The organism is Prevotella sp. khp7 (assembly GCF_900109055.1).
Taxonomy (GTDB): Bacteria; Bacteroidota; Bacteroidia; order Bacteroidales; family Bacteroidaceae; genus Prevotella.
Genome location: NZ_FOIV01000004.1, coordinates 514105 through 538949, shown reverse-complemented (window position 1 = coordinate 538949; position 24845 = coordinate 514105). Strand labels below are relative to the sequence as shown.

Here is a 24845-nt window from a genome sequence, read left to right as displayed (position 1 = left end):
AATAGAATATGAAAAAGATCGTTTTAATTTTTGCCGTATGCCTGATGGCTGCCGGAGAGATGAATGCCCAACAACTGACGGGGCGTGATATTGTACAGAAGGTGAAAGACCGTCCCGACGGTAATACACGCTATGGCGAGATGGAACTGACACTCAAGAAAAAGAATGGTAGTACTCGTCAGCGCAAGGTGACGTCATGGGCCATGGATGAGGGTAAGGACACGAAGAAAATGATGTTCTTTACTTATCCTGGCGATGTGAAGGGAACGGGCTTCCTGACATGGGACTACGACCAGATAGGCAAAGAGGATGCTAAATGGCTTTATCTACCTGCCATGAAGAAGACCAGACGTATCAGTGGTTCTTCATCGAAGACAGACTATTTCATGGGAACTGACTTTACCTATGATGATATGGGTTCGCGACATGTGGATGAAGACCATCATAAACTGCTCCGCGAGGAGATGAAGAACGGGTATAAGTGCTGGGTGGTTGAGTCGGTGCCTGTAGATAAACACGAGATATACAGCCGTAAAGTGTCGTGGATCCGTCAGGATTGTTTGATTGCAGCCTATGTGGAATACTATGACAAGCTGAACAAACTGCATCGGGTATTGACAACCTCTGACATCAAGAAAGTGCAAGGCTTCTGGACCATCCATAAGATGGAAATGAAAAATGTACAGACCGAGCACAGCACTATGATTGTAGTGAAGAATTCCCAATATGATATCAAAATAGACAAGGCTCTCTTTACTGTCGCCAAACTTGAGAAAGGTTTATGAAATCAGCTTTTATTTTTATGGCATTTTTGTGGTGCGCACTCCCTCGTCCTGTCATTGCACAGGACGAGGATTCTTTGCGTGTCGGTGTGAAAGGTTTTGTTGATACCTATCACGCTGTGCGAACAGAACAGCCTAACGACTGGATGTCGTCAAGAACCCGTGTGCGTGGTGAGGTATCGGTAGAGAAAGGTCATGCTGGTGCCTTTGTTTCGGCAAATTTGGTATATAACGCCATTTTGAAAGAACGTACAGGCTTTCAATTGCGTGAGGCCTATGCTTATTACTCAGATCAGCACTGGGATCTGCGTGCTGGTCGACAGATTGTTGTCTGGGGTGTGGCCGATGGCCTGCGTCTGACTGATGTGATATCACCAATGGACTATACAGAGTTCTTAGCACAGGATTATGATGATATCCGAATACCTGTGGGTGGTCTGCGTCTGCGTTACTCTCATGAGAAATGGAGTCTTGAGGCTGTTGCCGTTCCCGTTAGTTCTTTTTTTGAACTGCCTACCGACACGGAGAACCCATGGTCTGTGGGGGCGATACCTATTAATAATGAACCTAGTCATAAACTATGTAATATGGAATATGGTGCGCGCCTGTCATTTTACCTCAGTGGTATCGATTTCTCGTTCTCGGCCTTGCATACCTGGAATAAGATGCCTGTTGTATGTAATGGCCGAGGTGATTATCGAAGAATGACCATGTTAGGTGCAGATTTGTCAGTGCCTGTTGGTAAATTTGTAGTAAGAGGAGAACTCGCGGAGTATCTGGACGAGGCACAGTCGGCCAATGGCGTTAAGGATATGCCAAGGGCTGCCTCTACGAATGCTCTTATTGGCATAGATTGGTATGCAGGAAACGATTGGTCGCTCTCTGCCCAGTATGCCCATAAGTATGTGGCGTGGGGTGAGCATCGTAATACCGGGCTTGCCACCTTCCGCCTGTCCAAGGAATTGTTGCACAATACTCTGACTCTTCAGAGCTTTGCTTATGTCGATGTGACCAATGGCGGTATCTACAACCGACTAAGTGGTGATTATGCATTGAATGACCAGTTACATGCTATTGTGGGATACGATTATTTCCATGCCGATCGAGGCATGTTCACAGTCTACGATAAAAACTCGGAAGTGTTTCTTAAGTTGAAGTACAACTTTTAGACTTCTGTTTTACGGTTTTATACCAATGATAGTAGCATAGTATGGCTTCTTTTGGTATACCTTGGTAAGGGTGAAACCCGCGGCGTTGAGCATGACCTGAAGCTCCTCTGGTGTGTAGACGGTCATGCCCTCAACGATATTGGTCCACATAGAATCACTGTTAATGGCTTCCACCATGATGGCGAAACGGCCTCCTTGTTTCAATACACGATATACTTCTTGCAGACAGCTAGGCATGTTTGGCCAGAAATATACTGTTTCGACGGCTGTTACGAGATCGAACTTTTCATCATGATAGGGTAGCTTCTCTGCAGAACCTTGGCTGACGAATACCTGCTTATCAAGTAAATCCTTGTTTATTTTTCTTGCTTTTTTTACACTCTCTTCAGAGATGTCAATACCATAGACCTGCGCACCATTGCTTCGTTTCGACAGCCGCTGTAGAGTGGCGCCTCCGCCACAACCGATGTCGAGCATCGTCCATTTGTCTTGAATGTCGATAAGGTCTAACCCCCAGTTGGTAAGTGGCGCATGGGTGCTGTTCATGAACCACAACATTGCACGTCCCATCCGACCTTTGGGATGGGCACAGTTAGTGAACAGTTTACTTAATATTTTTGACATGATTGATTAATTTAGTCTTTTAAATTATAGTGCAAAGATACGGTAAAAAAATGAATGACGCAATACCTAAAACAGAGGATTTTATAAACAACGTTCCGCCCGGGCTTTCACAAGTCCGGGCGGAATTGTCAAATCTGACTTGACTTAAAAGAATCAGCTGCCTGCTGATTATCGTTACTACATTGTATAACGAACTATAACTAACTAGAAAAACCAAATTTAATCATAGATTGGTGTACCAGTCATATTTGCTCCGTGAGCACCTGCTCCCCAACCGGGATTCTGCTTCAGTACGGTCTCGTCGTTGGTGATGGCAATCTGAGCAGGTGGTATCATGACGAAACCATCGGTATCTGCATAACGCTGTGCCCAACTGCTGCCGCCAACGGCCTGGCCATGATGCATTACCGTCCAATGGCCTTTGTAGTTTACACGACTTCCATCCTGACGTTGTAAGGCTGCTGCTGCCTCGCAATTAACTCCTCCGTTCTTACCTGACCAGCGGCGCAAATCGTTATAGCGAATACCTTCGCATGCCAATTCCCAACGGCGCTCGTCCTTGATGTTCTTCCATGAATAAGTGGTGGCAGGCAGGCCTACACGGGCACGTACTTTATTCATTTGGGTGGCTGTTCCTGTGAGCTCAGAGTGCATCAGCATTACATCGGCCAGACGAAGCAACACCATGTCTGCAAAGTGGTCGCCCTGGAACGAGTTCTTGTTATTGTTGGCTGCCGTTGAGCTTTCAGAACGAAGGACTCCCCACCAAGTATAGACTGAGTTTACATCATTCCAATGACTCTTGGAACAGGTAATGGGCATCCATTTCTTGTTGTACAGGCCTGCATCCTCTGAACAGTTGGTAACAAAGGCGAACTTCTTACATTCTTCGGGCGCATTTAGGATTGTAGCCTTTTTACGCGGGTCATCGTCACTCCAGTCGTCCCAAAGTGTTGTATTGACAAGACCTTGTCCCCATCCCTGTCCGAAGGGCATCGTATTTTCCTTACCATTCTCATTGCCTTCACTGTCGTTTCCATTGCGTAGTCCCGTATAGAGCGATACCTGATTGGTGAATCCCATCTGGATATTACCGCTCCAGCCGCCACTGTTCATATATTGAACCTGGAACATCTCCTCGCAGTTACCATTGCCAGCCCATACCTTACCGGCTTCAGCCAGATCCTTCACGTAGTCGTAGTCCTGAATGGTATATTTGTTGGTATACTGCCAGAGCAGGCGATAGTCTTCAACCAGACTGTAGCCACCGTTGTTGATGGCATCTTCTACATAGCTGATTACCTGCGCTTTACTCAGTGATGCGCCTGCACCCTCCTGCTCAAAGTCGAAGACGACATCAGCGAGAGAGGCCGAAGCCAGCTCGCCGGCTTTCTTATAGAAACCCTCATAGAACATATAGGCACGAGCCAGCATACCCTCGGCAGCGGCCTTTGTGGCATGACCGTCACCCATGGTGGTCATACCATGATTCATCAGATTAGCGGCACTCACAAAGTCGGCAAGGATGTGTGGATAGATTACCGTCTCGGCATCCTGCTGTGGACAGGGATCTGGTGCTCCTGCTGCCCAATAGGCTGGAATGTCGCCCCAGAACTGTGCCCCCCAAAGATAGAACAAACCACGCATGAAGTATGCCTCGCCCACCATCTGATCGCGCTCTTTCTCCTGACCTGTCCAGTCAAAAGCGTCGACGCCATAGATAATGGCATTAGCACGAGCTATACCGACGTAGATTCTTTTCCACAGGTTATCAAACATATCCTCCTGGTTGTACATCAGATGGCCGATGGCGTGTATCTTTGTCGAACTAGCGCTGCCGCCGCCGTTTCCTTCATCGGCCATGATATGGTTCACCAGCCATGGTGTCTCGTTAGCCGTCTGACTGATTTGGTTCATCACACCATAAAGAGCTGCCAACTCCTTGTTCAGGTCGTTTGCTGAAGCTGGGAAGTTAGAGGTGTTCGCCTCAGTATAGTTTTGGGTGTCGAGCGCATTCTCGCAAGAGGTTACTCCTGTGGCTAACAGAGCTGCGATAGCTATTGTATATATCTTTTTCATAATTTTTATCTTTTAATTCTCAATTCTTAATTCTCAATTAGAACTTAATGCTTGCGCCTACGATAAAGGTACGGGCTGAGGGATAGAGACCAACGTCGATGCCACGGATGAAATTTGTATTATCAGCATTCTTGCCACCATCGGCCGAGCATTCCGGATCAACACCTGTATAACCAGTAAAGGTATAGAGGTTTTGAGCTTGTACGTAAAGACGAAGCTGACTGAATGGTGAACCCTTCCATATCTTGTTGAAATCATATCCCAACGTAACGTTCTGAATCTTGAAATAGTCACCATTCTGCATGAAACGTGTAGATACCCACTGATCAGCTATCTGGCCGACAGTCAGTCGGGGCTGTGTGTTGCTGGTGCCTTCGCCATGCCAACGGTTAAACACATCCGTCGTATACTCGTCGTACTGGTTTGTACGTTGTGCAGTACGATAGCACTGCATGATCTGCTGGCCGAAGGCGCCTGCACCTGTTATTCCGAAATCGAAACCCTTGTATTCGCAACCAAGGCTAACGCCGAGGGTTACATCGGGATTGGGATTGCCTACTTCATGGCGGTCGAGGTCATAATTAATCTCGCCGTCTCCGTCGTAATCAGTCCAAATGGGGTCGCCAGGAACTGCTGAGTCGAGCACGGCCTTTCCTGCTGCACGGGCAGCGTCGATCTGAGCCTGGTTCTGCCAGATTCCATCGTATGACATAGCATAGAAATAACCAACAGGATGTCCTTCTTCTACGAGCGATACATATGATGAGCCTTGGAATAAGGTGTTAAGGAATTCTTTGTCTATACCGATCTTGCCACCATTGGCTGCTAGACGGGTGACCTTGTTCTTGTTGGTGGCAACATTTACATTAGCATGATAGTTGAAGTCGCTACCAATCTTGTCACGCCATGAGAGTGCCAGTTCAAAACCAGTATTCTTAATATCACCGCCGTTAATCATCGCAGGCTCCTCGTAGCCGAGTACCACGTTCATGGGTGCCTGTACCAGCCAGTCTTTGGTCATCTTTACATACCAGTCGAAACTCAAGCCGAGACGGCCATCTAAGAAACGGGCGTCAAGACCGATGTTTGTCTGCTCAGAAGTCTCCCATGTCACATCTTCATTGGGGGGATTCTTGGCATAGGCTCCAGTCGTGTAGCTGCCCTGTGAGATGGTATACATGTCGTCATTGCTGAATTTGTAGCCATAGTCGGGATAACCTGTAGGAGAGAAACCGATATTGGAGAGATAGTAGAAATTACCGATCTGGCAGTTACCGTTCTGTCCCCATGAGGCGCGTATTTTCAGGAAATCAAGCCAACTGGCAGCTCTTTCCATGAACTTCTCGTTGGAAACAACCCATCCTGCAGAGAATGAGGGGAAGTAGCCCCAGCGCTTGCCACGGGCAAAGTTATTGGAACCGTCGGCACGGATGATAGCTGTGGCCATGTATTTCTCATCGTAGTTCCAGTTGGCGCGTCCGAAGAACGAGACGATATTGGTTTGCAGAGGGTTGTCGTAACCGCCATGACCAGTCATATATTGGGTCTCGTAGTTGTTAGGGATGTTGAAGTCCCATCCGTTGTGAACCAGTGAGTTCAGATTATCCTCGCCCACTGTAAAGCTCATGTTCATGCTGTTACTCCATTGGGTGCGCTCCAGCGACTGACCAGCCAGCACATCAATGGTATTTTTTCCCATCTTTGGAAGGATATATGCAAGTGTGTTTTCTACCGAGAGACTGCTGCTCTGCGCCTCCCTCATATTCAGGCTATAGTTCGCACTGGCACTGGTGGGGTTCGAGTTATAGGGCAGACTGATATCGCGGTGATTGTTGGCATTATAACCCGTATGGAACTGTCCGCGATACTTCAGGTCCTTGACAGGCTCTACTATCCAGTAGAAAGTGGCATTCACGTTGAAACTGCGATTCTTGTTGATGGAGCTGTAGCCACCGGCAAGGAAATGGTTCAATGGGTTATTATAAATGTCAGTGCTATAACCGGCACCGTTCTTGTCATAAGAGGCAATCGTACCGTCTGCATTGTAGGGCTCTACCAGTGGCGATGCCACATAGGCTGCCTGCATGATGTTCCAGTAGCCGCTACCTTCTGCTAGGTCATGACTCCTCTGGTAAGTGTAACTTACGTTCTCACCAATGGTGATGATGTCATGGCTCTCACCAATCAGGTCCTTGCCTTTCAGCAGCACATGCTCTGAGTTGATTCGACCACCGTAACGTTTGTAGTTTGATGCGTTGTCGCCGCCCATAATACCCTCGTTCGAGCTGTAGTTCAGCGATATTGAGAACTTTGAGTTCTCAGAACCACCAGTCAGTGTTACGGCGTTACTGAACTGTAAAGCATTTTTGTTCTCATATTCTTTTACCCAGTTGGTGCCTGTCCATCCATTATTAATCTTCGAAAGGATGTTAGCGGGAACTAAGTTCGACCAGTTGGTGGCTTCACCGAAAGTATTCATGTTGGTCTCGTCGATAATCTGCATGTATTGTTGGGCATTCAGCAAATCGGGCACTTTGTAAGGGTTCGACCAGCCAGCATAACCGTCATATTGCAACTGAATCTTACCGGCCTTTCCCTGTTTGGTGGTTACCAAGATAACACCGTTAGCAGCACGGGCACCGTAGATGGCTGCAGAAGCAGCATCCTTCAGTACGTCAATACTTTCAATATCGTTCGGGTTCAGACCGTTCAAACCGTCATCGGCCGTACCGGCATTGATGCCATCGATGATCAGCAGTGGAGAAGAAGTACCAATGGTACCGACACCACGGATGTTGACTTTAAAGCCCTTACCAGGCTGTGAAGAACTCTGGGTAATCTGCACACCAGGCGTGCTTGACTGCATGGCGGTCAGCGCATTGGTGGTGTTCAGTTTGGCGATGTCCTCACCCTTCACCTGAACAGTGGCACCGGTAACCAGCTTTTTCTTCTGGACACCGTAACCTACAACCACCACCTCTTCAAGGACTGCATTGTCGTCCTTCATCGTAATCTTGTAGTTGTTCTGATCACCAACCCTAATCTCCTGTGTTTCGAAACCAATAAACGACACGACAATCGTTGCACCTGGTTTCACATTGAGTGTAAAGTTACCGTCAAAGTCGGTAACCGTAGCATTCGTGGTACCCTTTTCCACTACACTGGCTCCGATGACGGGCCCCATTGCATCAACTACAGTACCTGTAATCTTCTTCGTTGCCTGCTGAACCTCTGTGGTTGAAGTCGAGGCGTTTGCGTTCGGCGAGTAGAAAAGGCCTGAAAGGGCTAATACTCCTACTAGAATTGCCGTTTTCCTTACTTGTTTCATACTTTAGTTTTAGTTTATAAATTTAAATTGATTGATATATAATATTTTTCCTTATGTGTACATTATTAATTATATAGGCTTGACCTGCTATGGACGTTATCTTTCTGCTTGCAAAGTTAGAAAATAAATATGGCAGAAATAGAGTTTGTGTTTGCAAATTCTGATACAATTTTGCTCAGAAAACATTTTGGACATATAGGCGCAACAAAGATGCCATATAAGCTCATTCCTATTGGAACATAGAAGAAACAAAAATCGCCTGAACTTGAAAATCCAGGCGAAGAAACATAGGAATAAACAGCTATAGATGACTACTTGCTACACAATTCCGTGTACCAATCATGTAGGTCGCTCCACTTGTAGTAGGGATAGTCCTTAGTCTGAACAGGCATACTTACTTCTGCACCATTCAGCAGACATTTCACGAGAATGTCATCATGGGCACTTTTACTGCGATAGAATATCAGTTGGATATTCGAAGCTTTACAGGTCTGCCAGTTTTGGTAGGTGTTTTTTACTTCATACGGATCTTCTGGGTCGCGATTGGCTCCATTGAGCCCCATCAGTACTGTCAATGGCCCTAAATAGGTATCATGACCGAAGCGTAAATCGGCAATATGATCACTGTCCCCAGAGATGACAGCATCAGCTTTTCTGATAATATCCTGAAGAATTGGTATTACATTATACTGGGGAGCGAATACCCATGAATATGCGTATAGATTGGAGAATTCCCATCTGTTTGCAATCTCCTCGTCGGTCACGATGCTGCCCATCAGTCCCTCATGATTAATATTTGGTAGCGAGGTGTATAGTCTCAGAAGGTCATCGGCGATATGACCAGCACCGCCGGGCAACCCGTCGGTAGAGGTGAATACACGTGTGATAATCTTCTCTGGCAGAGAATCGGTGAATATAAATTTGTCTTTGTTGGCTTCCCAACGTGGCGTCACACGGGGATATTTGTGCTTTATAGGATTCTCTCTATCATCAGGGACTACTCCGTCGAGTGTGAAACGTGAAGACAGCTCCAGAATCTCTATCGCAGGATTACATTGGACTAGTTCTTGGCAGAAAGCAACCATGCTCATAACGCTTCGTCCCGATAGTGAGGAAATGGCCAGTGCATTGCCACCCTTTTCGAATACCTGCGGAAAATGGTTGTACATGCTACGGGCTATCTGCTGGTGCTGCTCCCAACCCAATAGTGACAGTTCTGTAGCTCCAGTCATCAGTTCGTCCTTGATGGCCATGAAGCGCTTATAGAATGCCTCACCCTCATCAGTCAGTTGTTGGCGTTCATGAGCCATGGTCATAACAGTGTCAAGATCCAGATAGAGTCGTTTCTCCCAATAATAACGCGACCCGTGACGGGCATAATGGCTGATATAAAATGGCTCATAACCATTTGGTGCCTCTGTCATCCGACACGTATCAGCAGGGTAAGGATAGTCACCACCATATGCCTTTCTGGGGTCGGCTTTCAACTGGTTCAGAATCGCACTCTCTTGTGCCGATGCTGTTATGGTAAACAGCATCAGCACCATTGCTAAAAGTTTTTTCATTGTTTGTTTTTATTTGTTGTTTGTGTTACTTTTATATTCGTCTGGAGTCATACCAAACTCTGTCTTGAAATACTTAGAGAAGACACGGGGTGAATTGAAGCCTACTTGATAAGCTATCTCAGAAACATAAAGACCACTCTGTTCGAGTAACTGTCGGCCGCGTTTCAGACGCAGAAGTCGGATGAACTGGATAGGCGTGCGCCCTGTGAGGTGCTGCAACTTTTTATAGAGTTGCGACCGGTGTACCCCCATCTCGCTACTCAGTTCCTCAACATTGAAGTCGGAGTCGGATATATGTTTTTCTACAAGTGAGATGGCGTTGGAGATAAATTGCTCGTCAAGTGATGTCACCGTGATTTCAGATGGTGCAATGTCTATCTCATTTTTGAAACGCTGGTGGTGCTGCTGGTTGCGCTCAACAAGGTTACGAACACGCTGAAGCAAAATGCCCATACTAAAGGGTTTAATCACATAGTCATCAGCGCCTGCTTCCAGTCCTGCAAGTTCGTCAACACTCTGCGACTTGGCTGTTAAAAGGATGATAGGAATGTGTGAAGTGGCTATGTCTGTTTTGACGATACGACAAAGTTCGAGCCCATCCATCTCGTCCATCATTACGTCGCTGATGATGATATCCACATCGTTTGTCTGAAGCTGCTTTAGAGCCTCTTTTCCATTCGAAGCACTTACAATATTATAAACTTCTGCCAACCCTTGTCCCACATAAGTCAGGAAATCACAGTTGTCATCAACCACCAAAACGGTGGTCTCATGCTCTGCCTCATGCTGCTCAGTTGAGATTTCACAATATTCCTCGTCTCTCTCACTTTTATGAATGGGCAGTGTGATGGTGAAAATAGACCCATGTCCCCCCTCGTTATTTTGAACCGTGATCTCTCCACCGTGCAGACGAACATATTCTCTTACGATATGCAGACCGATTCCACTGCCAATAGCTTGGAGATTATTATTGCTCGACTGATAGAAACGGTTGAAGATGAGAGGCTTTTCTTCATCGGGGATACCTATTCCTGTATCTGCCACCTGAATCAGTGCATTTTGATCTTTCACGTCAATGCTTACGGTGATACAACCGCCAATTCTGCTGAACTTAAAGGCATTTGACAGAAGGTTCATCATAACCTTTGTCATCTTGTCTTTGTCGAACTGCATCTCCACATCTTCCACCATAGGCAGGAAAGTCAGATTAATGCCTTCCTTTTTCGCCTTTAGCTTGAAAGACTCACAGACAACACTGATTATCGGGACAATATTACCGTCTGTCAGGTTCATACGCTCGTTGCCAAGTTCCAGTCTGCGGAAATCGAGTATTTGGTTTACCAGAGAAAGTAAAAGGTCGGCATTCCGGTGAATCATATCCAACATTGATTTCGAGGTGGGGTCTTTGGTCCTTGCTTCCAAATCTTCCACAGGACCGACTATTAAAGACAGGGGTGTCCGCAAGTCGTGACTGATGTTCGTAAAGAAACGCAGTTTTATCTCGTTCAATTGCTTTTCCTGCTCTTGCTGCAGTTCAAGTTGTTGCAACTTCATCTTGTAGGCTCGTTTGTTACGATAATAGCGGAACAATATCCATAGAAGACAAGCGATAACTACTAGATAAATAAGGTAGGCCCACCATGTGCGCCATAATGGCGGATTGATGGTAATGTCTAGCAGGTGGCTCTCGAGTGAATCCTGAGTCTTGGTATAGAGCTGGTATTTGCCAGGAGGCAGATTCCACAATATAATGGACTGATGTTCTATGGGCTGCCATGTATCAGAGAATCCCCGTAATTGATAATAATAGGTGTTGGTCATCGTCTGCTCTTCGAACAGGCTGGAACACTCCACCATAATATTATTTTCATTGTAATTCAACTCGAGTTTTTTTGTGAATATAACATCGTGTGTAATCAATTCTCGCCCGTTTATTAATTGGTTGGGTGATAGAATCTCATTGTTAACGCTGATGCCGCCAATGACGAGAGGCTTCTCTTCAGACTCGTTGTTGGCATGTGCCAGCAAGCCATTTAGATTGATGCACTGATAGCCGTTGTCGGTGCCTAACCAGAGATGGTTGTCCTGGTCAATGTGCACTGCACCGGGATTATAGAAAATATCTTCTGTTTCAGGGCTGATATTGAAAACATTATAGTCCCATGTCTCACCATTCTTTTTCCCGTGACTGAGCCGCACTAGTTGATTACCGCTTACAGCCCAAAGATTGCCCGTTTTGTCAAGGGCTGCAACCTTCGATGGCACTTTCTCTAGGCCCGATGGAAGACTAACAGGTTCTCCTTGGGGATTAAGAACGGTCATGCCCAAGGCATTATTGGCCTCTCCTAACAGATATACATAGTTCTGACTATCAATACATCCATGTTTGAACATGCCATTATAAACTTTCTTCCACTGTCCATTACCATCCATGGTATAGAAACCGTTAGTGCTTATGGCATACAATTTGTTGTTAACGTATTTCAAATCGAACACAAATTGGGCCTCGAGATGTGTGTCGGTTGTCATTCCTGTAGTCTGGTCTAAGCACCATACACCTTTGCGTTGTAAGGCCACATAAATATTGTTCTTAGGCCCGAAAGCAATGGCATAAGGTGACTCTCCTTTAAAATAAAACTGCTGACTACCAATGGGCGATAGTCGAAGTAATCCCTGTTTATAGATTCCAGCCCATAAAGCATTATCAATATCGGTCTTGAGAACACTGACAGACGCATTCCCTATCTTCTTTGTCCATTCCCCATTGTGTAAGGGTTTATAGTAAATGCCTCGATCCTCGAGTCCCATCCATAATCCCTTACCGTCATTTGTCTGTGCAAATGAGAGTACATCGGTCATGGCGTTTGGATTCCCAGAGTCCATCACCTGATAGAGCATGCCGTAGTTCAAACTTTTGTTATATAAAGAGATGTCACCTTTAGCGTAGCTCACCCACATGGTCCCATTGGCTTTCTCATAATGCAGCATGTAAATTTGATTATCTTTTAGTCCATTTACATCACCAGCATGGTGTGTTAGGTGTTGCTGCATATTTAATTTCATGTCACAGATATAGATACCGTCGTTCTCCAGTCCGATCCATAGATGCCCGTCAGGTCCGCATTCAATTGTCGATACCGTAGAAGGGAATTCCATTGACGTTGTCCAGGATTGGTTGTTGTAATCATATTGACGTACATGGCGATCGTCGCTAATCCATACGTTACCTTTATCATCCGCCACCATAGGAAACAGGAAGGTGCTCACTTCGTTGACAAGAGGTGCCTTTCGCATCAGCTCCTTGGTCATTGATGAGAAGAAGTACAGATGTCTCGTGGTCAACACGATGTATGATTGCTGGTTCGAAATCACATTCACAACCTGCTCATCGGTGGTGTCGAACAATAGTTTCTGTACGTTCTTATGATTCAGGTTAATGTAGTAAAGCTTGTTGCCTTGCCAGGTCAGGCAGTTGTTATCCTTTATGTTGACGAAGAGGTCCTTGTTGACGACATGAATATTAAAACCTCCTAATACACGGTCGATGTCGGGGGTGAATTGATTGTTATGGGGATTATACCTAATGACCTGTCTGCTATGCGTGTTTAGCCAAAGTCTGCCATTCATGTCTTCATAAATGCCATCGATACCAGTCTGCATATCAGGATGCTGTCGATTATATCCGTTAGGATTTCTACTCTCCAGTTGTGGCAAGGTAAAAAGTCCGAACGACGTTCCCACCCACATGATGTTGTTGGTGTCACGATAGATGGCCTTTACTCTATAACCTTTTGTATAAATGTGGTAAAATCGAAAACTATCTTGACTGAAACATTGAAGTCCGCCAAGAATCACCATTATGAACATGAATAAGTATTTTCTCATTTTACACACACACACATTTTTGTTGCGAAGATATATAAATTCTTTTTAAAGATGATGCAAAGATAAGCAATTTGCGGCTATTTGCAAAGAAGGAATGTTGATGGTTTGTGCATTAAATGTTGCCAGTTGTGGAAAATCGACAAACTGTGCATCTCTTAAGTACAAATAGAACGTTTATCCCATCATCACATCAAGCAGCATCATCAGGACAAAGCCAAAGGAAAAACCAATGGTACTATGATTGCTATGCTGTCCACTAGAGGCTTCTGGGATTAGTTCTTCGACAACCACATAGAACATGGCTCCTGCGGCAAATGCCAGCATATAGGGGAGAATGGGCAGCAGGAATGAAGCCAATAATAATACTGCAATAGCGCCAATGGGTTCAACGGCTCCACTCAATGAACCGATTAGAAAAGAACGCCAGCGGTTGTTGCCAGCAGTTCGCATTGGCATGGAAATGATAGCTCCCTCTGGTATGTTTTGAATCGCAATACCTAATGAGACGGCAATAGCACTGGCTAAGGAAATCTGGGAAGTGCCATTCTCTGCTCCTGCGAAAACTACGCCGACAGCCATTCCTTCCGGCAGATTGTGGATTGTTACGGCAAGAGCAAGCATCGCTGTCTTTGAGAGATGAGAACGGAGTCCTTCAGGCTTGTCTGTTCCAATATGCAGGTGAGGTGTTAGCTCATCTATTAACAGAAGGAAACCCATACCCATCAAAAAACCGATGGCGGCAGGTACGACAGCCCATTTGCCGCTATAGGTTTCCATCTCCATTGCTGGAATCAGGAGAGACCATACTGATGCGGCAATCATGACACCAGAAGCAAAGCCAAGAAGTGATTTCTGTAATCGTACAGACATTTCGTCCTTCATAAAAAAAACGAAAGCAGAACCAAGTATAGTACCAAATAAAGGAATTAATAATCCGATGATGAGTACAGTCATTCTGTTTGAGTTTTAAAACTGTTTCTTAATTCTTTTTGCAAAAATACTTGTTTTGGATGAGAAAAGAAGAAAAAAAACGATATTTATGGTGATTATTCAATTACTTTAACAAGTAAAAGGATTCGATGGTATATGTGCAATAATTTGTATGATACTTCGTTATTATGATGTGTATAAAAATTATGCTATAGCGTTGTTGATGATGTTTGCTTCCTGCAAAATATGGGCGCAAAATGAAATATCCTTCAGCCATTACTGGACGATGGAGCCATCTTTTAATCCTGCAACGGTAGGTAAAGAAGCAAAGCTCAATGTGGTAGCGGCTTATGCTATTCAAATGGCTGGCTTTGAGCACAACCCACATACCATGTATGCAGCTGCTGATATGCCATTTTATGCCTTGGGCGCAAGTCATGGTGTCGGTATTCAGTTCCTTAATGATGCCATAGGCTTGTTTACTCATAAACGGTTAAGTTTGCAATATGCCTATCAGCGTCAGATGTCTGGTGGAAAAGTCTGTGCAGGTATACAAACTGGGATGTTAAGTGAAAATTTCGATGGCAGCAAGTTGGATGCCGATATTTCAGGTGATCCTGCTTTCGCAACCACTTCCGTGAATGGGACGGCTATAGATTTGTCCGCTGGACTGTATTATCAGACACGAAGCTGGTATGTTGGTGTTTCCGCATTACATCTGAATTCTCCGAAAGTGGAACTGGGCGAGGCCAATGAGTTGGAAATCTCTTCCATATATTATTTGACGGGTGGATACAATATTCAACTGAGTCATCCGTTTTTATCTATACACACCTCTGTGTTGGGACGTACTGATGGTACTACTTGGCGAGCCGATGTGACAGGCAGACTGAAGTATGAACATGATAGAAAATTGATGTATGCAGGCTTGACATACAGTCCGACGAACTCTGTGACAGTATTGGTTGGAGGGCGTTTCCGTGGTGTCTACATAGGATATGGCTATGAAGTCTATACCTCGGGCATCCATGTAGGAAATGGCAGTCATGAATTATTCGTGGGCTATCAAACGGAAATGAATCTATATAAGAAAAGTAAGAATCTGCATAAGAGTGTAAGAATACTCTAAATTGTTGAAATATGAACAAGATAACGATAGGAATGTGCATGGCACTGACTTTGCTGCTGTCGAGTTGCTTCGGTGGCAAGATACTGTCTGCCAGCGGTGGTGAAGTAACAGGAATGGGAGGCAAGAGCTTTACCGAACCGACACCTTATGGCATGGTGCTTGTGAAACGTGGACACCTGAAGATGGGTATTGTGAAACAAGATAGCCTATGGGGTAAGAAAACACCTTTGCGTGATATTTCGGTGGATGGCTTCTGGATGGATGAAACAGAAGTTACCAATTCGAAGTATCGACAGTTCGTGAATTATGTCCGTGACTCAATCTTGCGAGAACGACTCTCTGAGTTTGATGAGACTTATAAGTCTGTTAAGACAGATAAAGACGGAGAGGAGATCGGTTCTGTGTTGAATTGGAAAAAGCCCTTGCCGAGACGCCCGAATGAGGATGAAAAGGAAATCATTGATGCTATGTATGTTACCAATCCTGTGACGGGAGATAAGATGCTGGATTATCGTCAGCTAAACTATCGTTATGAGGTATATGACTATACGGCAGCAGCTTTGCGTCGGAATCGTTTGAATCCTCAGGAACGTCAACTGAATACCGATGTTGCTATTGATCCTAACGAACAGGTATGGATATCCAAGGATACTGCATATATTGATGACGAGGGCAAGATTGTTAGAGAGACTATCAATCGTCAGCTGACTGGTCCTTGGGATTTCTTGAATACCTATATCGTCAATGTTTTTCCCGATACCACTTGTTGGGTGAACGATTTCCCAAATGCAGACAATGAGATGTACCTTCGTTATTATTTCTCAAATCCTGCTTATAACGATTACCCTGTGGTCGGTGTGACGTGGGAACAGGCTAATGCCTTCTGTGCGTGGCGCACAGAATATCTTCTGAAGGGACTTGGCCCAGCGGCTCGCTATGTGCAGCGTTATCGTCTCCCAACAGAGGCAGAATGGGAATATGCGGCTCGTGGTAAGGATCAGAACGAGTTCCCTTGGGATAATGAGGATGTGGCTAATGGTAAGGGCTGCTTCTATGCAAACTTTAAACCGGATAATGGCAATTATACCAAAGACGGCAACTTGATAACAAGCCGAGTCGGTATCTATGCAGCTAACAGCAATGGCCTCTATGATATGGCGGGTAATGTGGCAGAATGGACTAGTACCATCTATACAGAAGCAGGTGTGGAGGCCATGAACGACATAAACCCACAGCTGAAATACAATGCTGCTCCAGAGGATCCCTATCGATTAAAGAAAAAGAGTGTGCGTGGAGGTTCTTGGAAGGATCCTGAGTCATATATTCGTTCGGCATGGCGGACTTCTGAGTATCAGAATCAGCCAAGAAGCTATATAGGTTTCCGCTGTGTGCGCAGTATGGCAAACACTACCAGTGAAAAGGTTAAACTAAAAGGAAAGAAGTGATAAAAAAACGTAGAAGTTATGACAACATATAGTAAATACAATATTGTTTACCGCTTGCAAAAGTGGATGGACAGCGTGCCAGGACAGACATTCCTTAATTATGCCTATAGCTGGGGTGCGTCTATTGTGATTCTAGGTACGCTTTTTAAATTGACTCACCTACCAGGAGCTAATTTCTTCCTGTTCCTTGGTATGGGGACTGAGGTTTTCGTCTTCTTTATTTCTGCTTTTGACCGCCCGTTTGATAAGACAACAGAAGGAATGGAACTCAACTTGCATCCGGGAGAAGAGAAAATGGCAGATGGAGTTGTAAGTGATAAGGTGTCAAAACTATCGTCAGTATCAGCAGTTTCTACAACTCCAATTGTATCATCAATTTCAGCTGCTCCAATCAATACGGAACTTGAGATGGCAACGAACAGATATGTTGAAGAGTTGAAGCGTCTGACGGAAACACTCTCAAAAGTTTCGGAACAGAGCCAGAAACTGACCACAGATTCTGAAGAGATGGAGAATCTGAACCGTACACTGACGGGTATCTGTAAGGTTTATGAGATACAACTGAAAAGCGCCAGTTCACAGATTGGAAAGATTGATGAGATTAACGAACAGACCCGTAAAATGGCTGCTCAGATCGCAGAGCTTAATAAGATTTACGCCCGTATGATTGAGGCTATGACTGCAAAGATGAACGTATAAGGTTATGGCAATCCGGAAAAGACCGATATCCCCTCGCCAGAAGATGATAAATCTTATGTATGTCGTCTTGATGGCGCTGTTGGCACTCAACGTTTCCAGTGAGGTGCTCAACGGCTTCTCGATTGTGGAAGACAGCCTGAATCGAACTACTGGCAACTCATCGAAGCAGAACTTGTCTATTTACCAGACTTTTGAGGAACAGATGAAGGCTAATCCGCAGAAGACAAAGGTATGGTATGACAAGGCCCAGCAGGTGCGCCAGATGAGTGACTCGCTCTACAATCTCGCTATGGAACTGAAGACAGCCATCGTTCGTGAGGCAGACGGCAGCGACGGGGATATTCATGACATTAAGAATAAGGAAGATCTGGAGGCTGCTAATCAGGTGATGCTTGCACCTGGTAGCGGACGGGGCGGTGAACTCTTCAAAGCCATCAACTCTTTCCGTCAGCGGATGCTGAAGATGGTTGGCGATGAGAAGCAGAAGCGGATCATTGCCAGTAATCTGACTACGGAAATTCCAAAGAATGCTCAAACTATGGGTAAGAACTGGCAGGAGTATATGTTTGAGTCGATGCCAGTTGCAGCTGCTGTCACATTGCTCTCCAAATTGCAGAGTGATGTGCGCTATGCCGAAGGAGAAGTGCTTCACACGCTGGCCTCTAATATAGATATGAAGGATATTCGTGTCAATCTGCTCGAAGCCTTTGTGATTCCCAGTTCCAAAACTATTGTAAGGGGAGACCGTTTCTCTGCTCGTATTGTGATGGCCGCTGTGGATACGACTCAAGTGCCGGATATCTATATTGGCGGTCAGAAAGTGAACCTGAAAGATGGTCTATATGAAACGGTTTGTGGGCGAACGGGGGATTTTACCCTTAAAGGTTATATGGAAACCGTCAATGGTAATGGCGACCGCATTCGTCGTGAGTTTTCTCAAGACTATACCGTTGTTGAACCGAGTGCTACTGTCTCTGCCGACCTGATGAACATGCTGTACGCAGGTTATAACAATCCCATCAGCGTGAGTGTGCCAGGTGTGCCGTTGAATAAGGTACAGGCATCGATGACCAACGGAACGCTTCAGGCGGTAGGTACAGGTAAGTATATTGCCAGACCCTCGAAGATAGGGCAGGATGCGGTGATAACCGTAACCTCTACGAATACTGGTCATCCACAGCAGATGGGACAATATAAATTCCGTGTTCGTAAGTTGCCTGATCCTACACCTTATATCTCTATGAAGGATGAGCACGGTAATCCTATCCGCTATAAAGGTGGAGGTCTGGCAAAGGGACAATTGGTGGCAGCCGCAAACATCGGAGCCGCTATTGATGACGGAATCCTTGACATCGCTTTCCGTGTACAGAGTTTCGAGACTGTTTTTTTTGATAATATGGGTAATGCCGTTCCGATGGCTTCTGAGGGAGCCTCGTTCTCCGCTCGCCAGAAAGATACGTTCCGCAAACTCTCACGCAACCGCCGTTTCTACATTTCCCGTGTGACGGTAGTCGGTCCTGACGGTCTGACGCGTACCTTACAGAATCCAATGGAAGTAATCGTAAAATGATGAAGATATGAAGAGATTATTATTCTTTATTATGATAGTGCTGATGGCTGGTTCCGTTGTGGCTCAGCCGAAAAGAAGTCGTATACAACAGACGGAGCAGCAAAAGAATCCTTCTTCGGCCATGTCGATGCGTGCTCAGCTGACGTATCCTACCGCATTGGATATCCCAGAAGAGGTAGTGTGGCGTCGTGATATCTATCGGGAACTCGACCTGACGGATAATGCGAATGTTGGACTTTACTACCCCGTGGAGCCGCAGGGTAAGCAGTTGAATTTGTTTACGTATATCTTTAAGTTAGCGCAGAATGGTTATATCCCCATCTATGAATATCCAACGGATGGCAGCGACAGATTCTCTGATGATGCAAGAATTGATATGAAGACAGTTCTTGACAATTATCATATTTTCTACGAAGAAAAGAATGGAAGACTGAAGGTCGACAATAGTGATATGCCTTCTGCCGATGTGAGGAAGTTTTACCTGAAAGAAAGTGCCTATTATGATCAAGCCAATTCCTCGTTCCATATCAAGGTGCAGGCTCTTTGTCCTGTGATGCTTCGTGAGGATGATTTTGGCGGTGAGGCCACTCAATACCCCCTTTTCTGGGTGAAGTATAGCGACCTGGAACCATTCTTGAATCGTCAGACTATCATGTCTAGTAGCCTTAATAACGCTGCGACGATGTCGATGGATGATTTCTTTACATTGAACAGTTATAAGGGTAAGATTTACAAAACAAGCAATGCCCAGGGTAAGACTCTGTTGCAGCTTTGTGGCGGGGATGAAGAGAAATTGTCGGCAGAGCAGAAACGTATCGAGGAGGAGTTGGCTGCTTTCCATAAGACGATTTTCGGCGATTCTGCAAAAAGAGACTCTCTTGACAGCATAGCCGCCCTACAGGGTAAGGACACCAAGAAGGTGAAAGCCGTATCTTCTTCTGTGCGTAGTCCGAAAGCGCCCAAGGCTTCCAAAGCGAAGTCGTCTTCTTCAAAAAGTAATGGAAGCAGCAATAGTTCTGCCCGTGTGACGGTTCGCCGACAGCGACATTGATTTTAAACGGCATTTTCCCGCTAAAATATTCTTTGTTTCAAATTATTTTCGTATCTTTGCCCCCGCAGATGTAACATAAAACGGTTGAATTATGAAAAAGTTATTTGCATTAGTAGTGGCTTTTGCTGCTATAACGATGAGCGCTAAGGCACAGATTGATTTTGGTGTTAAGGGTGGCCTGAATGTGACTAGTATGAGTCTTGACGCTAAGGTCTTGGATTCCTCGAATCAAATGGGCTTCTTTATTGGTCCAACGGCAAAGTTCACATTGCCAGTTGTCGGATTAGGGATTGACGCTTCATTGCTTTTCGATCAGCGTTCTTCTGATGTGGAACTGGAAACAAATGAGGGTTATGTACTCAGCAATAAGATAAAGCAACAGAGTATTCAGATTCCCGTGAATGCCCGATTTGCATTCGGACTGGGTGATGCTGCTAGTGTATATGTGTTTGCTGGTCCTCAGTTCGGCTTTAATTTAGGAGGGAATAAGAACGTTTTTGAAAACGCAGCAGAGTGGAAATTCAGTTCTTCAAATCTCAGCGGTAATATTGGTGCCGGTGTTATGGTACTCAAGCATCTGCAGGCCTCGGTAAGTTATAATTTCCCGCTTGGTAAGACTGGTGAATTCGAGGTTGAGAACTATTTCGCAGAGAAAATAGGTAAGAATGGATCGAAGAGCAGCGGAAAGATGAATGCTTGGCAGTTGTCTGTTGCTTATTATTTCTAAGTCTTGTTTGCCGATATTATTTTACCACTGCCGCTTGACGGCCTTTTCACCTATTCCGTCCCGCAGCAGCTGGAGAATCGGGTGAAAGAGGGAATGCGTGTCCTTGTCCCATTTGGCAAGAATAAAACGTACGTAGGAGTTATTTCTAAGATACATAACCAGTCACCTGAAGGATTCCAGACTAAGGACATCCTTCAGGCGATTGGTATTTCTCCCGTTCTGCTTCCCCATCAGTTTGAATTCTGGCAGTGGATAGCCGACTATTATATGTCGCCTATTGGAGAGGTCTACAAAGCGGCGCTGCCTGCTGGATTGAAAGCGGAGGACGGATACAAAGCCAAGACGGAACTCTATATCAGGCTGACGGAGCCGTTCCGCAATGAACAGGCTCTTCATGTGGCACTGAATATGCTTCAGAGAGCAGGGAAACAGTTGAAGTGTTTTGTTGACTATCTCTCTATCTCACATTGGGGTCAAGGTGAGGGTATAGAACTGACGCGTGATGAACTCTTGAATCAGGGACATTCGCTTCCGACGATTAACGCGCTTGTAAAACGAGGGGTGTTGGAAACCTATGAGCAGGAGGTGGGACGTCTGAATCTGACAGGAGATCCTCATCCAGAGAAAATAAAGCCTCTTAGTTCTGTACAGCAAGACGCCTTTAATCAGATACGGTTCTCATTCTTAAAGAAGAATGTAACCTTACTCCATGGCGTTACTTCGAGTGGTAAAACTGAAATATATATCCATCTGATTCAGCGTGCATTGGAAGAAAAGAAGCAGGTTTTGTATCTGTTGCCAGAGATAGCACTGACAGTGCAGATGATGGAACGTCTACATAGAGTGTTTGGTAACCGATTAGGCATTTATCATTCGAAATACTCTGATGCAGAACGTGTGGAGATCTGGCAGAAACAACTATCACAGAACCCCTACGATGTGATCCTTGGTGCTCGCAGCGCCATTTTCCTTCCTTTTCAGCACCTCGGTCTTGTCATTATTGATGAAGAGCATGAGACATCTTACAAGCAGCAAGACCCCATGCCTCGTTATCATGCCCGCTCAGCGGCTATTATGTTGGCGCAGATGTTCAAAGCCAAGACACTATTAGGTACGGCGACGCCATCGTTGGAAACATATCATAATGCAAAGGTTGGGAAATACGGACTTGTAGAACTGTTTCAGCGTTATCAAGGCATCGAGTTACCAGAGATCCAGGTGATAGACATAAAAGACCTGCAGCATCGTAAGATGATGAAAGGGCCGTTTTCTCCTATATTATTGAGAAAGGTTCACGAGGCTTTAGACCATGGTGAACAGGTTATTCTTTTCCAAAATCGTCGTGGCTATGCTCCGATGATAGAGTGTAAGCAGTGTGGCTGGGTTCCCCATTGTCAGCATTGCGATGTGTCGTTGACACTTCATCGTAACTTGAATCAGCTGACATGCCATTATTGCGGATATACTTATCAAGTGCCGACGCAGTGCCCCAATTGCGGCTGTACCCAGTTGCAGACTCGTGGATATGGTACGGAAAAGATAGAGGCAGAGGTTCATGACATCTTCCCTGAGGCACGTATTGCCCGTATGGATCTTGATACCACCCGTAGTCGTCAAGCTTATGAGCGTATCATTAATGACTTCTCAGCGGGGCGTACCAATCTGCTCATTGGTACACAGATGATTTCAAAAGGACTGGATTTCGATAAGGTATCAGTGGTAGGCATCCTCAATGCCGATACGATGCTTAATTACCCAGACTTCCGAGCTTACGAGCATGCCTTCATGATGATGGCTCAAGTGAGTGGACGAGCTGGTCGCAAGGGAAAGCGTGGTTTGGTAATTCTACAGACGAAAAGTCCGGATATTCCTGTGATTCAGCAAGTCGTCAATAATGATTATGCGTCGTTCTATCGCTCGTTGATTGCCGAGCGTCGGCATTTCCATTATCCGCCCTATTATCGTTTAGTGGAAGTCTATTTGAAACATCGTTCTGAGAGTGTTGTGGAAATGGCGGGTTTGGAACTTGCCAGTAGGTTGTGCCAATGGTTCGGAACCAGAGTTCTTGGACCAGATAAGCCAGCCGTCGCTAAGGTCAAGTCACTCGCTATTCGTAAACTTGTCTTAAAGTTCGAACAAGGTATCAATATGTCTGAAGTTCGCAAATATTTAGCGCTTGCCCAGCAGCTGATGCTTCAGGACAAGCGCTATGGTTCTCTTCAAATCTACTACGATGTAGATCCGTTATAACTTTTTTAGAATCTCATCTCGCAGCCGATGCCGAGGACATGGTTTGTACGAGTAAAGTCGTCGCTAACACCAATTTGGGGATAGTCCTCACGCTTATAGTGATCGTAGTTTGTCTGGAAGTAGGCTGCCTTTAGTGTGATGTTGTCGGCAACCTTATAGTTGAATCCAAAACCAAAGCTGTAGCTGTTGACAACGAATGACATATCATTCATATACTCGTCAGTGAGTTGATAGCGAGTCAGCTGTCCGCCAGCAGAGATGGTCAGCTTGTCGTTGAGGTCCCACTCTGCGCCGCCCAGATATTCGTTTGTGCCACCACCAAGCAGGTCCTGTGTGTTGTTATACCAGCTGACGTTGGTGTCAAAGAAGTGGTGATAACCAAGGTTCAGGCGAACGTCATCGGTGATGTTCCACATTGCGCCGACAGCGAGTTGTGCGGGAGAATCTTCGTCAATCTTCTCACTGTCGCGGAATTTATTGACAGCGGGAATCTCACTGGCCTCATTTACTGTCGACTCGTTCTTCATGTGAATCTGTGTCTTGAACTCGTACTTAGCGGCGAGGTTGAAGCGTCCGAACTTATAGTCGATGCCGATGACGGGAGCGATACCTACTGATGATTGGTTACAGAGAAGATTCACACCCTGAGAGTATTTCTGCAGGGAGTTGAGGCTCTGCTTGGTGCCCTCTAACTGCGCTTTCTGTTGTGTGAGTTCAGCGGGGACGGGTGCCCCTGCAGCCTCATACTGTGCAATACCTGCGTTAATCTTGCTAAGTCCGCCGTCAATAGTGGTCTCGGCACCTTGAAGGAAACTGCTGAAATCAACGTATCCACCCTCGGTACCTACCATGATGTTACTAATCTTTGCTTTGTAGGTCGCTGTACCATAAAGCAGTCGCAGACCCCCATAAACAGAGAGATTCTTTGTTACCTTATAAGCAGCGCCGAGCTGGAATCCGAAATAGTACTGGCGTCCCTGCATGTAGCCGTCCATATCGTAGCCATTAGCCCCGAGTGGCTTCAGTTGGTTTGCGATACTACCTACAACGCTCTCAAATGATCCGAGACCATCACCAAATTCACAGGCTCCACCACCACCAGGAACAGAGAAGTTAAACTGGGCACTCCAATTCCCTTTGTTGTATGCAGCTTGGATTGAGGGAATAAAAGGAGCGTCTGCCACACCCTCGAAGGTCTTTACCGTTGCTCCGTTGTTTTTCTTGCCAAGGGCAAATAGGGGATTGGTGGATTCGATAGTACGAGTCTGGTGGGCGTATTGCCAGTTGATTCCGAGATAGAAACCTTCAGGAAGGAATGCTACGCCAGCAGGATTGCTGTATACACCATCAAGTCCGATGGCTGCATCGCGAGCAGGATTTCTGAGGAAGTCAATACTTTGATTTGTGTTGGTTAAGATGCCACCTGCTGTGGCTGGTGTTGCTATTGCCAGTATTGCGCCGACAAGCATGACATTGATTTTTTTCATATCCTTAAACAATTTTTTGCTAAAATCGGCTGCAAAGGTAAAAGTATTGTCCTAATTATCCCTGTTCGCGCTCACAAAGTTAACGAAGTTTAACGAAAAATGCACACAAACCTGCACAAATGTGC

At 45.5% G+C, this 24845-nt stretch carries 16 protein-coding genes; 9 read left to right on the top strand and 7 right to left on the bottom strand.

Translation table 11 applies throughout. The features are described from left to right. The first annotated feature begins 8 nt into the window (after nucleotides 1-8). Nucleotides 9-785, top strand: coding sequence for an outer membrane lipoprotein-sorting protein (locus tag BMX82_RS12620; RefSeq protein WP_036909966.1), 777 nt, complete (start codon nucleotides 9-11; stop codon nucleotides 783-785). A gap of 17 nt (nucleotides 786-802) precedes the next feature. Further along, a complete protein-coding gene (locus tag BMX82_RS12615; RefSeq protein ID WP_143058371.1) occupies nucleotides 803-1951 on the top strand; it encodes a DUF1302 family protein in 1149 nt (382 codons plus the stop codon). Between the two features lie 9 nt (nucleotides 1952-1960). On the opposite strand, the gene BMX82_RS12610 is transcribed toward BMX82_RS12615, so the two are convergent. The 6 genes from BMX82_RS12610 to BMX82_RS12585 form a co-directional block, all read right to left on the bottom strand. Then, nucleotides 1961-2575 (bottom strand): class I SAM-dependent methyltransferase, encoded by a 615-nt coding sequence (locus tag BMX82_RS12610; RefSeq protein WP_091769445.1) that lies wholly within the window; start codon nucleotides 2573-2575, stop codon nucleotides 1961-1963. A 219-nt stretch (nucleotides 2576-2794) separates the two neighbouring features. After that, nucleotides 2795-4654 (bottom strand): RagB/SusD family nutrient uptake outer membrane protein, encoded by a 1860-nt coding sequence (locus tag BMX82_RS12605; RefSeq protein WP_036909955.1) that lies wholly within the window; start codon nucleotides 4652-4654, stop codon nucleotides 2795-2797. Between the two features lie 37 nt (nucleotides 4655-4691). Further along, nucleotides 4692-7982, bottom strand: coding sequence for a SusC/RagA family TonB-linked outer membrane protein (locus BMX82_RS12600; RefSeq protein WP_091769442.1), 3291 nt, complete (start codon nucleotides 7980-7982; stop codon nucleotides 4692-4694). A 311-nt stretch (nucleotides 7983-8293) separates the two neighbouring features. Next, complete coding sequence (locus tag BMX82_RS12595; RefSeq protein ID WP_143058370.1) at nucleotides 8294-9547, bottom strand: hypothetical protein; 1254 nt, start codon at nucleotides 9545-9547, stop codon at nucleotides 8294-8296. 9 nt (nucleotides 9548-9556) lie between these two features. Next, nucleotides 9557-13432 (bottom strand): hybrid sensor histidine kinase/response regulator transcription factor, encoded by a 3876-nt coding sequence (locus BMX82_RS12590; protein WP_091769439.1) that lies wholly within the window; start codon nucleotides 13430-13432, stop codon nucleotides 9557-9559. Between the two features lie 174 nt (nucleotides 13433-13606). Further along, nucleotides 13607-14386 carry a ZIP family metal transporter gene (locus BMX82_RS12585; protein ID WP_091769435.1) on the bottom strand — a complete coding sequence of 260 codons (780 nt, stop codon included), beginning with the start codon at nucleotides 14384-14386 and terminating at the stop codon, nucleotides 13607-13609. A gap of 148 nt (nucleotides 14387-14534) precedes the next feature. Between BMX82_RS12585 and BMX82_RS12580 the strand changes: the two genes are divergently transcribed. The 7 genes from BMX82_RS12580 (at nucleotide 14535) to priA (ending at nucleotide 23233) form a co-directional block, all read left to right on the top strand. Beyond that, nucleotides 14535-15491: a PorP/SprF family type IX secretion system membrane protein gene (locus BMX82_RS12580; protein ID WP_091769433.1), complete on the top strand. Its 957-nt coding sequence runs from the start codon at nucleotides 14535-14537 to the stop codon at nucleotides 15489-15491. 11 nt (nucleotides 15492-15502) lie between these two features. Further along, nucleotides 15503-16936 (top strand): T9SS ring complex lipoprotein PorK/GldK, encoded by a 1434-nt coding sequence (locus tag BMX82_RS12575; RefSeq protein ID WP_036909942.1) that lies wholly within the window; start codon nucleotides 15503-15505, stop codon nucleotides 16934-16936. An 18-nt stretch (nucleotides 16937-16954) separates the two neighbouring features. Then, a complete protein-coding gene (gene gldL / locus BMX82_RS12570; protein WP_091769430.1) occupies nucleotides 16955-17635 on the top strand; it encodes a type IX secretion system motor protein PorL/GldL in 681 nt (226 codons plus the stop codon). Nucleotides 17636-17639: 4 nt separating this feature from the next. Beyond that, nucleotides 17640-19205, top strand: coding sequence for a type IX secretion system motor protein PorM/GldM (gene gldM, locus BMX82_RS12565; RefSeq protein WP_091769427.1), 1566 nt, complete (start codon nucleotides 17640-17642; stop codon nucleotides 19203-19205). A 7-nt stretch (nucleotides 19206-19212) separates the two neighbouring features. Then, nucleotides 19213-20256: a type IX secretion system ring subunit PorN/GldN gene (gene gldN, locus BMX82_RS12560; RefSeq protein WP_091769421.1), complete on the top strand. Its 1044-nt coding sequence runs from the start codon at nucleotides 19213-19215 to the stop codon at nucleotides 20254-20256. A 91-nt stretch (nucleotides 20257-20347) separates the two neighbouring features. Next, nucleotides 20348-20983 (top strand): porin family protein, encoded by a 636-nt coding sequence (locus tag BMX82_RS13085; protein WP_036909936.1) that lies wholly within the window; start codon nucleotides 20348-20350, stop codon nucleotides 20981-20983. Between the two features lie 3 nt (nucleotides 20984-20986). Further along, the gene (gene priA / locus BMX82_RS12555; protein ID WP_177172104.1) at nucleotides 20987-23233 is read left to right on the top strand and encodes a replication restart helicase PriA; all 2247 of its coding nucleotides are present in this window, start codon (nucleotides 20987-20989) and stop codon (nucleotides 23231-23233) included. Between the two features lie 5 nt (nucleotides 23234-23238). Here the strand turns inward: priA and BMX82_RS12550 are convergent, their stop codons facing one another. Then, entirely contained in the window at nucleotides 23239-24720 is a 1482-nt protein-coding gene (locus BMX82_RS12550; protein ID WP_036909930.1) for an OmpP1/FadL family transporter, read from the bottom strand. Nucleotides 24721-24845 lie beyond the last annotated feature (125 nt).

Coding starts and splice junctions, on each gene's coding strand:
- BMX82_RS12620 (WP_036909966.1), top strand. CDS start 9: ATGAAAAAGATCGTTTTAATTTTTGCCGTATGCCTGATGGCTGCCGGA.
- BMX82_RS12615 (WP_143058371.1), top strand. CDS start 803: ATGGCATTTTTGTGGTGCGCACTCCCTCGTCCTGTCATTGCACAGGAC.
- BMX82_RS12610 (WP_091769445.1), bottom strand. CDS start 2,575: ATGTCAAAAATATTAAGTAAACTGTTCACTAACTGTGCCCATCCCAAA.
- BMX82_RS12605 (WP_036909955.1), bottom strand. CDS start 4,654: ATGAAAAAGATATATACAATAGCTATCGCAGCTCTGTTAGCCACAGGA.
- BMX82_RS12600 (WP_091769442.1), bottom strand. CDS start 7,982: ATGAAACAAGTAAGGAAAACGGCAATTCTAGTAGGAGTATTAGCCCTT.
- BMX82_RS12595 (WP_143058370.1), bottom strand. CDS start 9,547: ATGAAAAAACTTTTAGCAATGGTGCTGATGCTGTTTACCATAACAGCA.
- BMX82_RS12590 (WP_091769439.1), bottom strand. CDS start 13,432: ATGAGAAAATACTTATTCATGTTCATAATGGTGATTCTTGGCGGACTT.
- BMX82_RS12585 (WP_091769435.1), bottom strand. CDS start 14,386: ATGACTGTACTCATCATCGGATTATTAATTCCTTTATTTGGTACTATA.
- BMX82_RS12580 (WP_091769433.1), top strand. CDS start 14,535: ATGATACTTCGTTATTATGATGTGTATAAAAATTATGCTATAGCGTTG.
- BMX82_RS12575 (WP_036909942.1), top strand. CDS start 15,503: ATGAACAAGATAACGATAGGAATGTGCATGGCACTGACTTTGCTGCTG.
- gldL (WP_091769430.1), top strand. CDS start 16,955: ATGACAACATATAGTAAATACAATATTGTTTACCGCTTGCAAAAGTGG.
- gldM (WP_091769427.1), top strand. CDS start 17,640: ATGGCAATCCGGAAAAGACCGATATCCCCTCGCCAGAAGATGATAAAT.
- gldN (WP_091769421.1), top strand. CDS start 19,213: ATGAAGAGATTATTATTCTTTATTATGATAGTGCTGATGGCTGGTTCC.
- BMX82_RS13085 (WP_036909936.1), top strand. CDS start 20,348: ATGAAAAAGTTATTTGCATTAGTAGTGGCTTTTGCTGCTATAACGATG.
- BMX82_RS12550 (WP_036909930.1), bottom strand. CDS start 24,720: ATGAAAAAAATCAATGTCATGCTTGTCGGCGCAATACTGGCAATAGCA.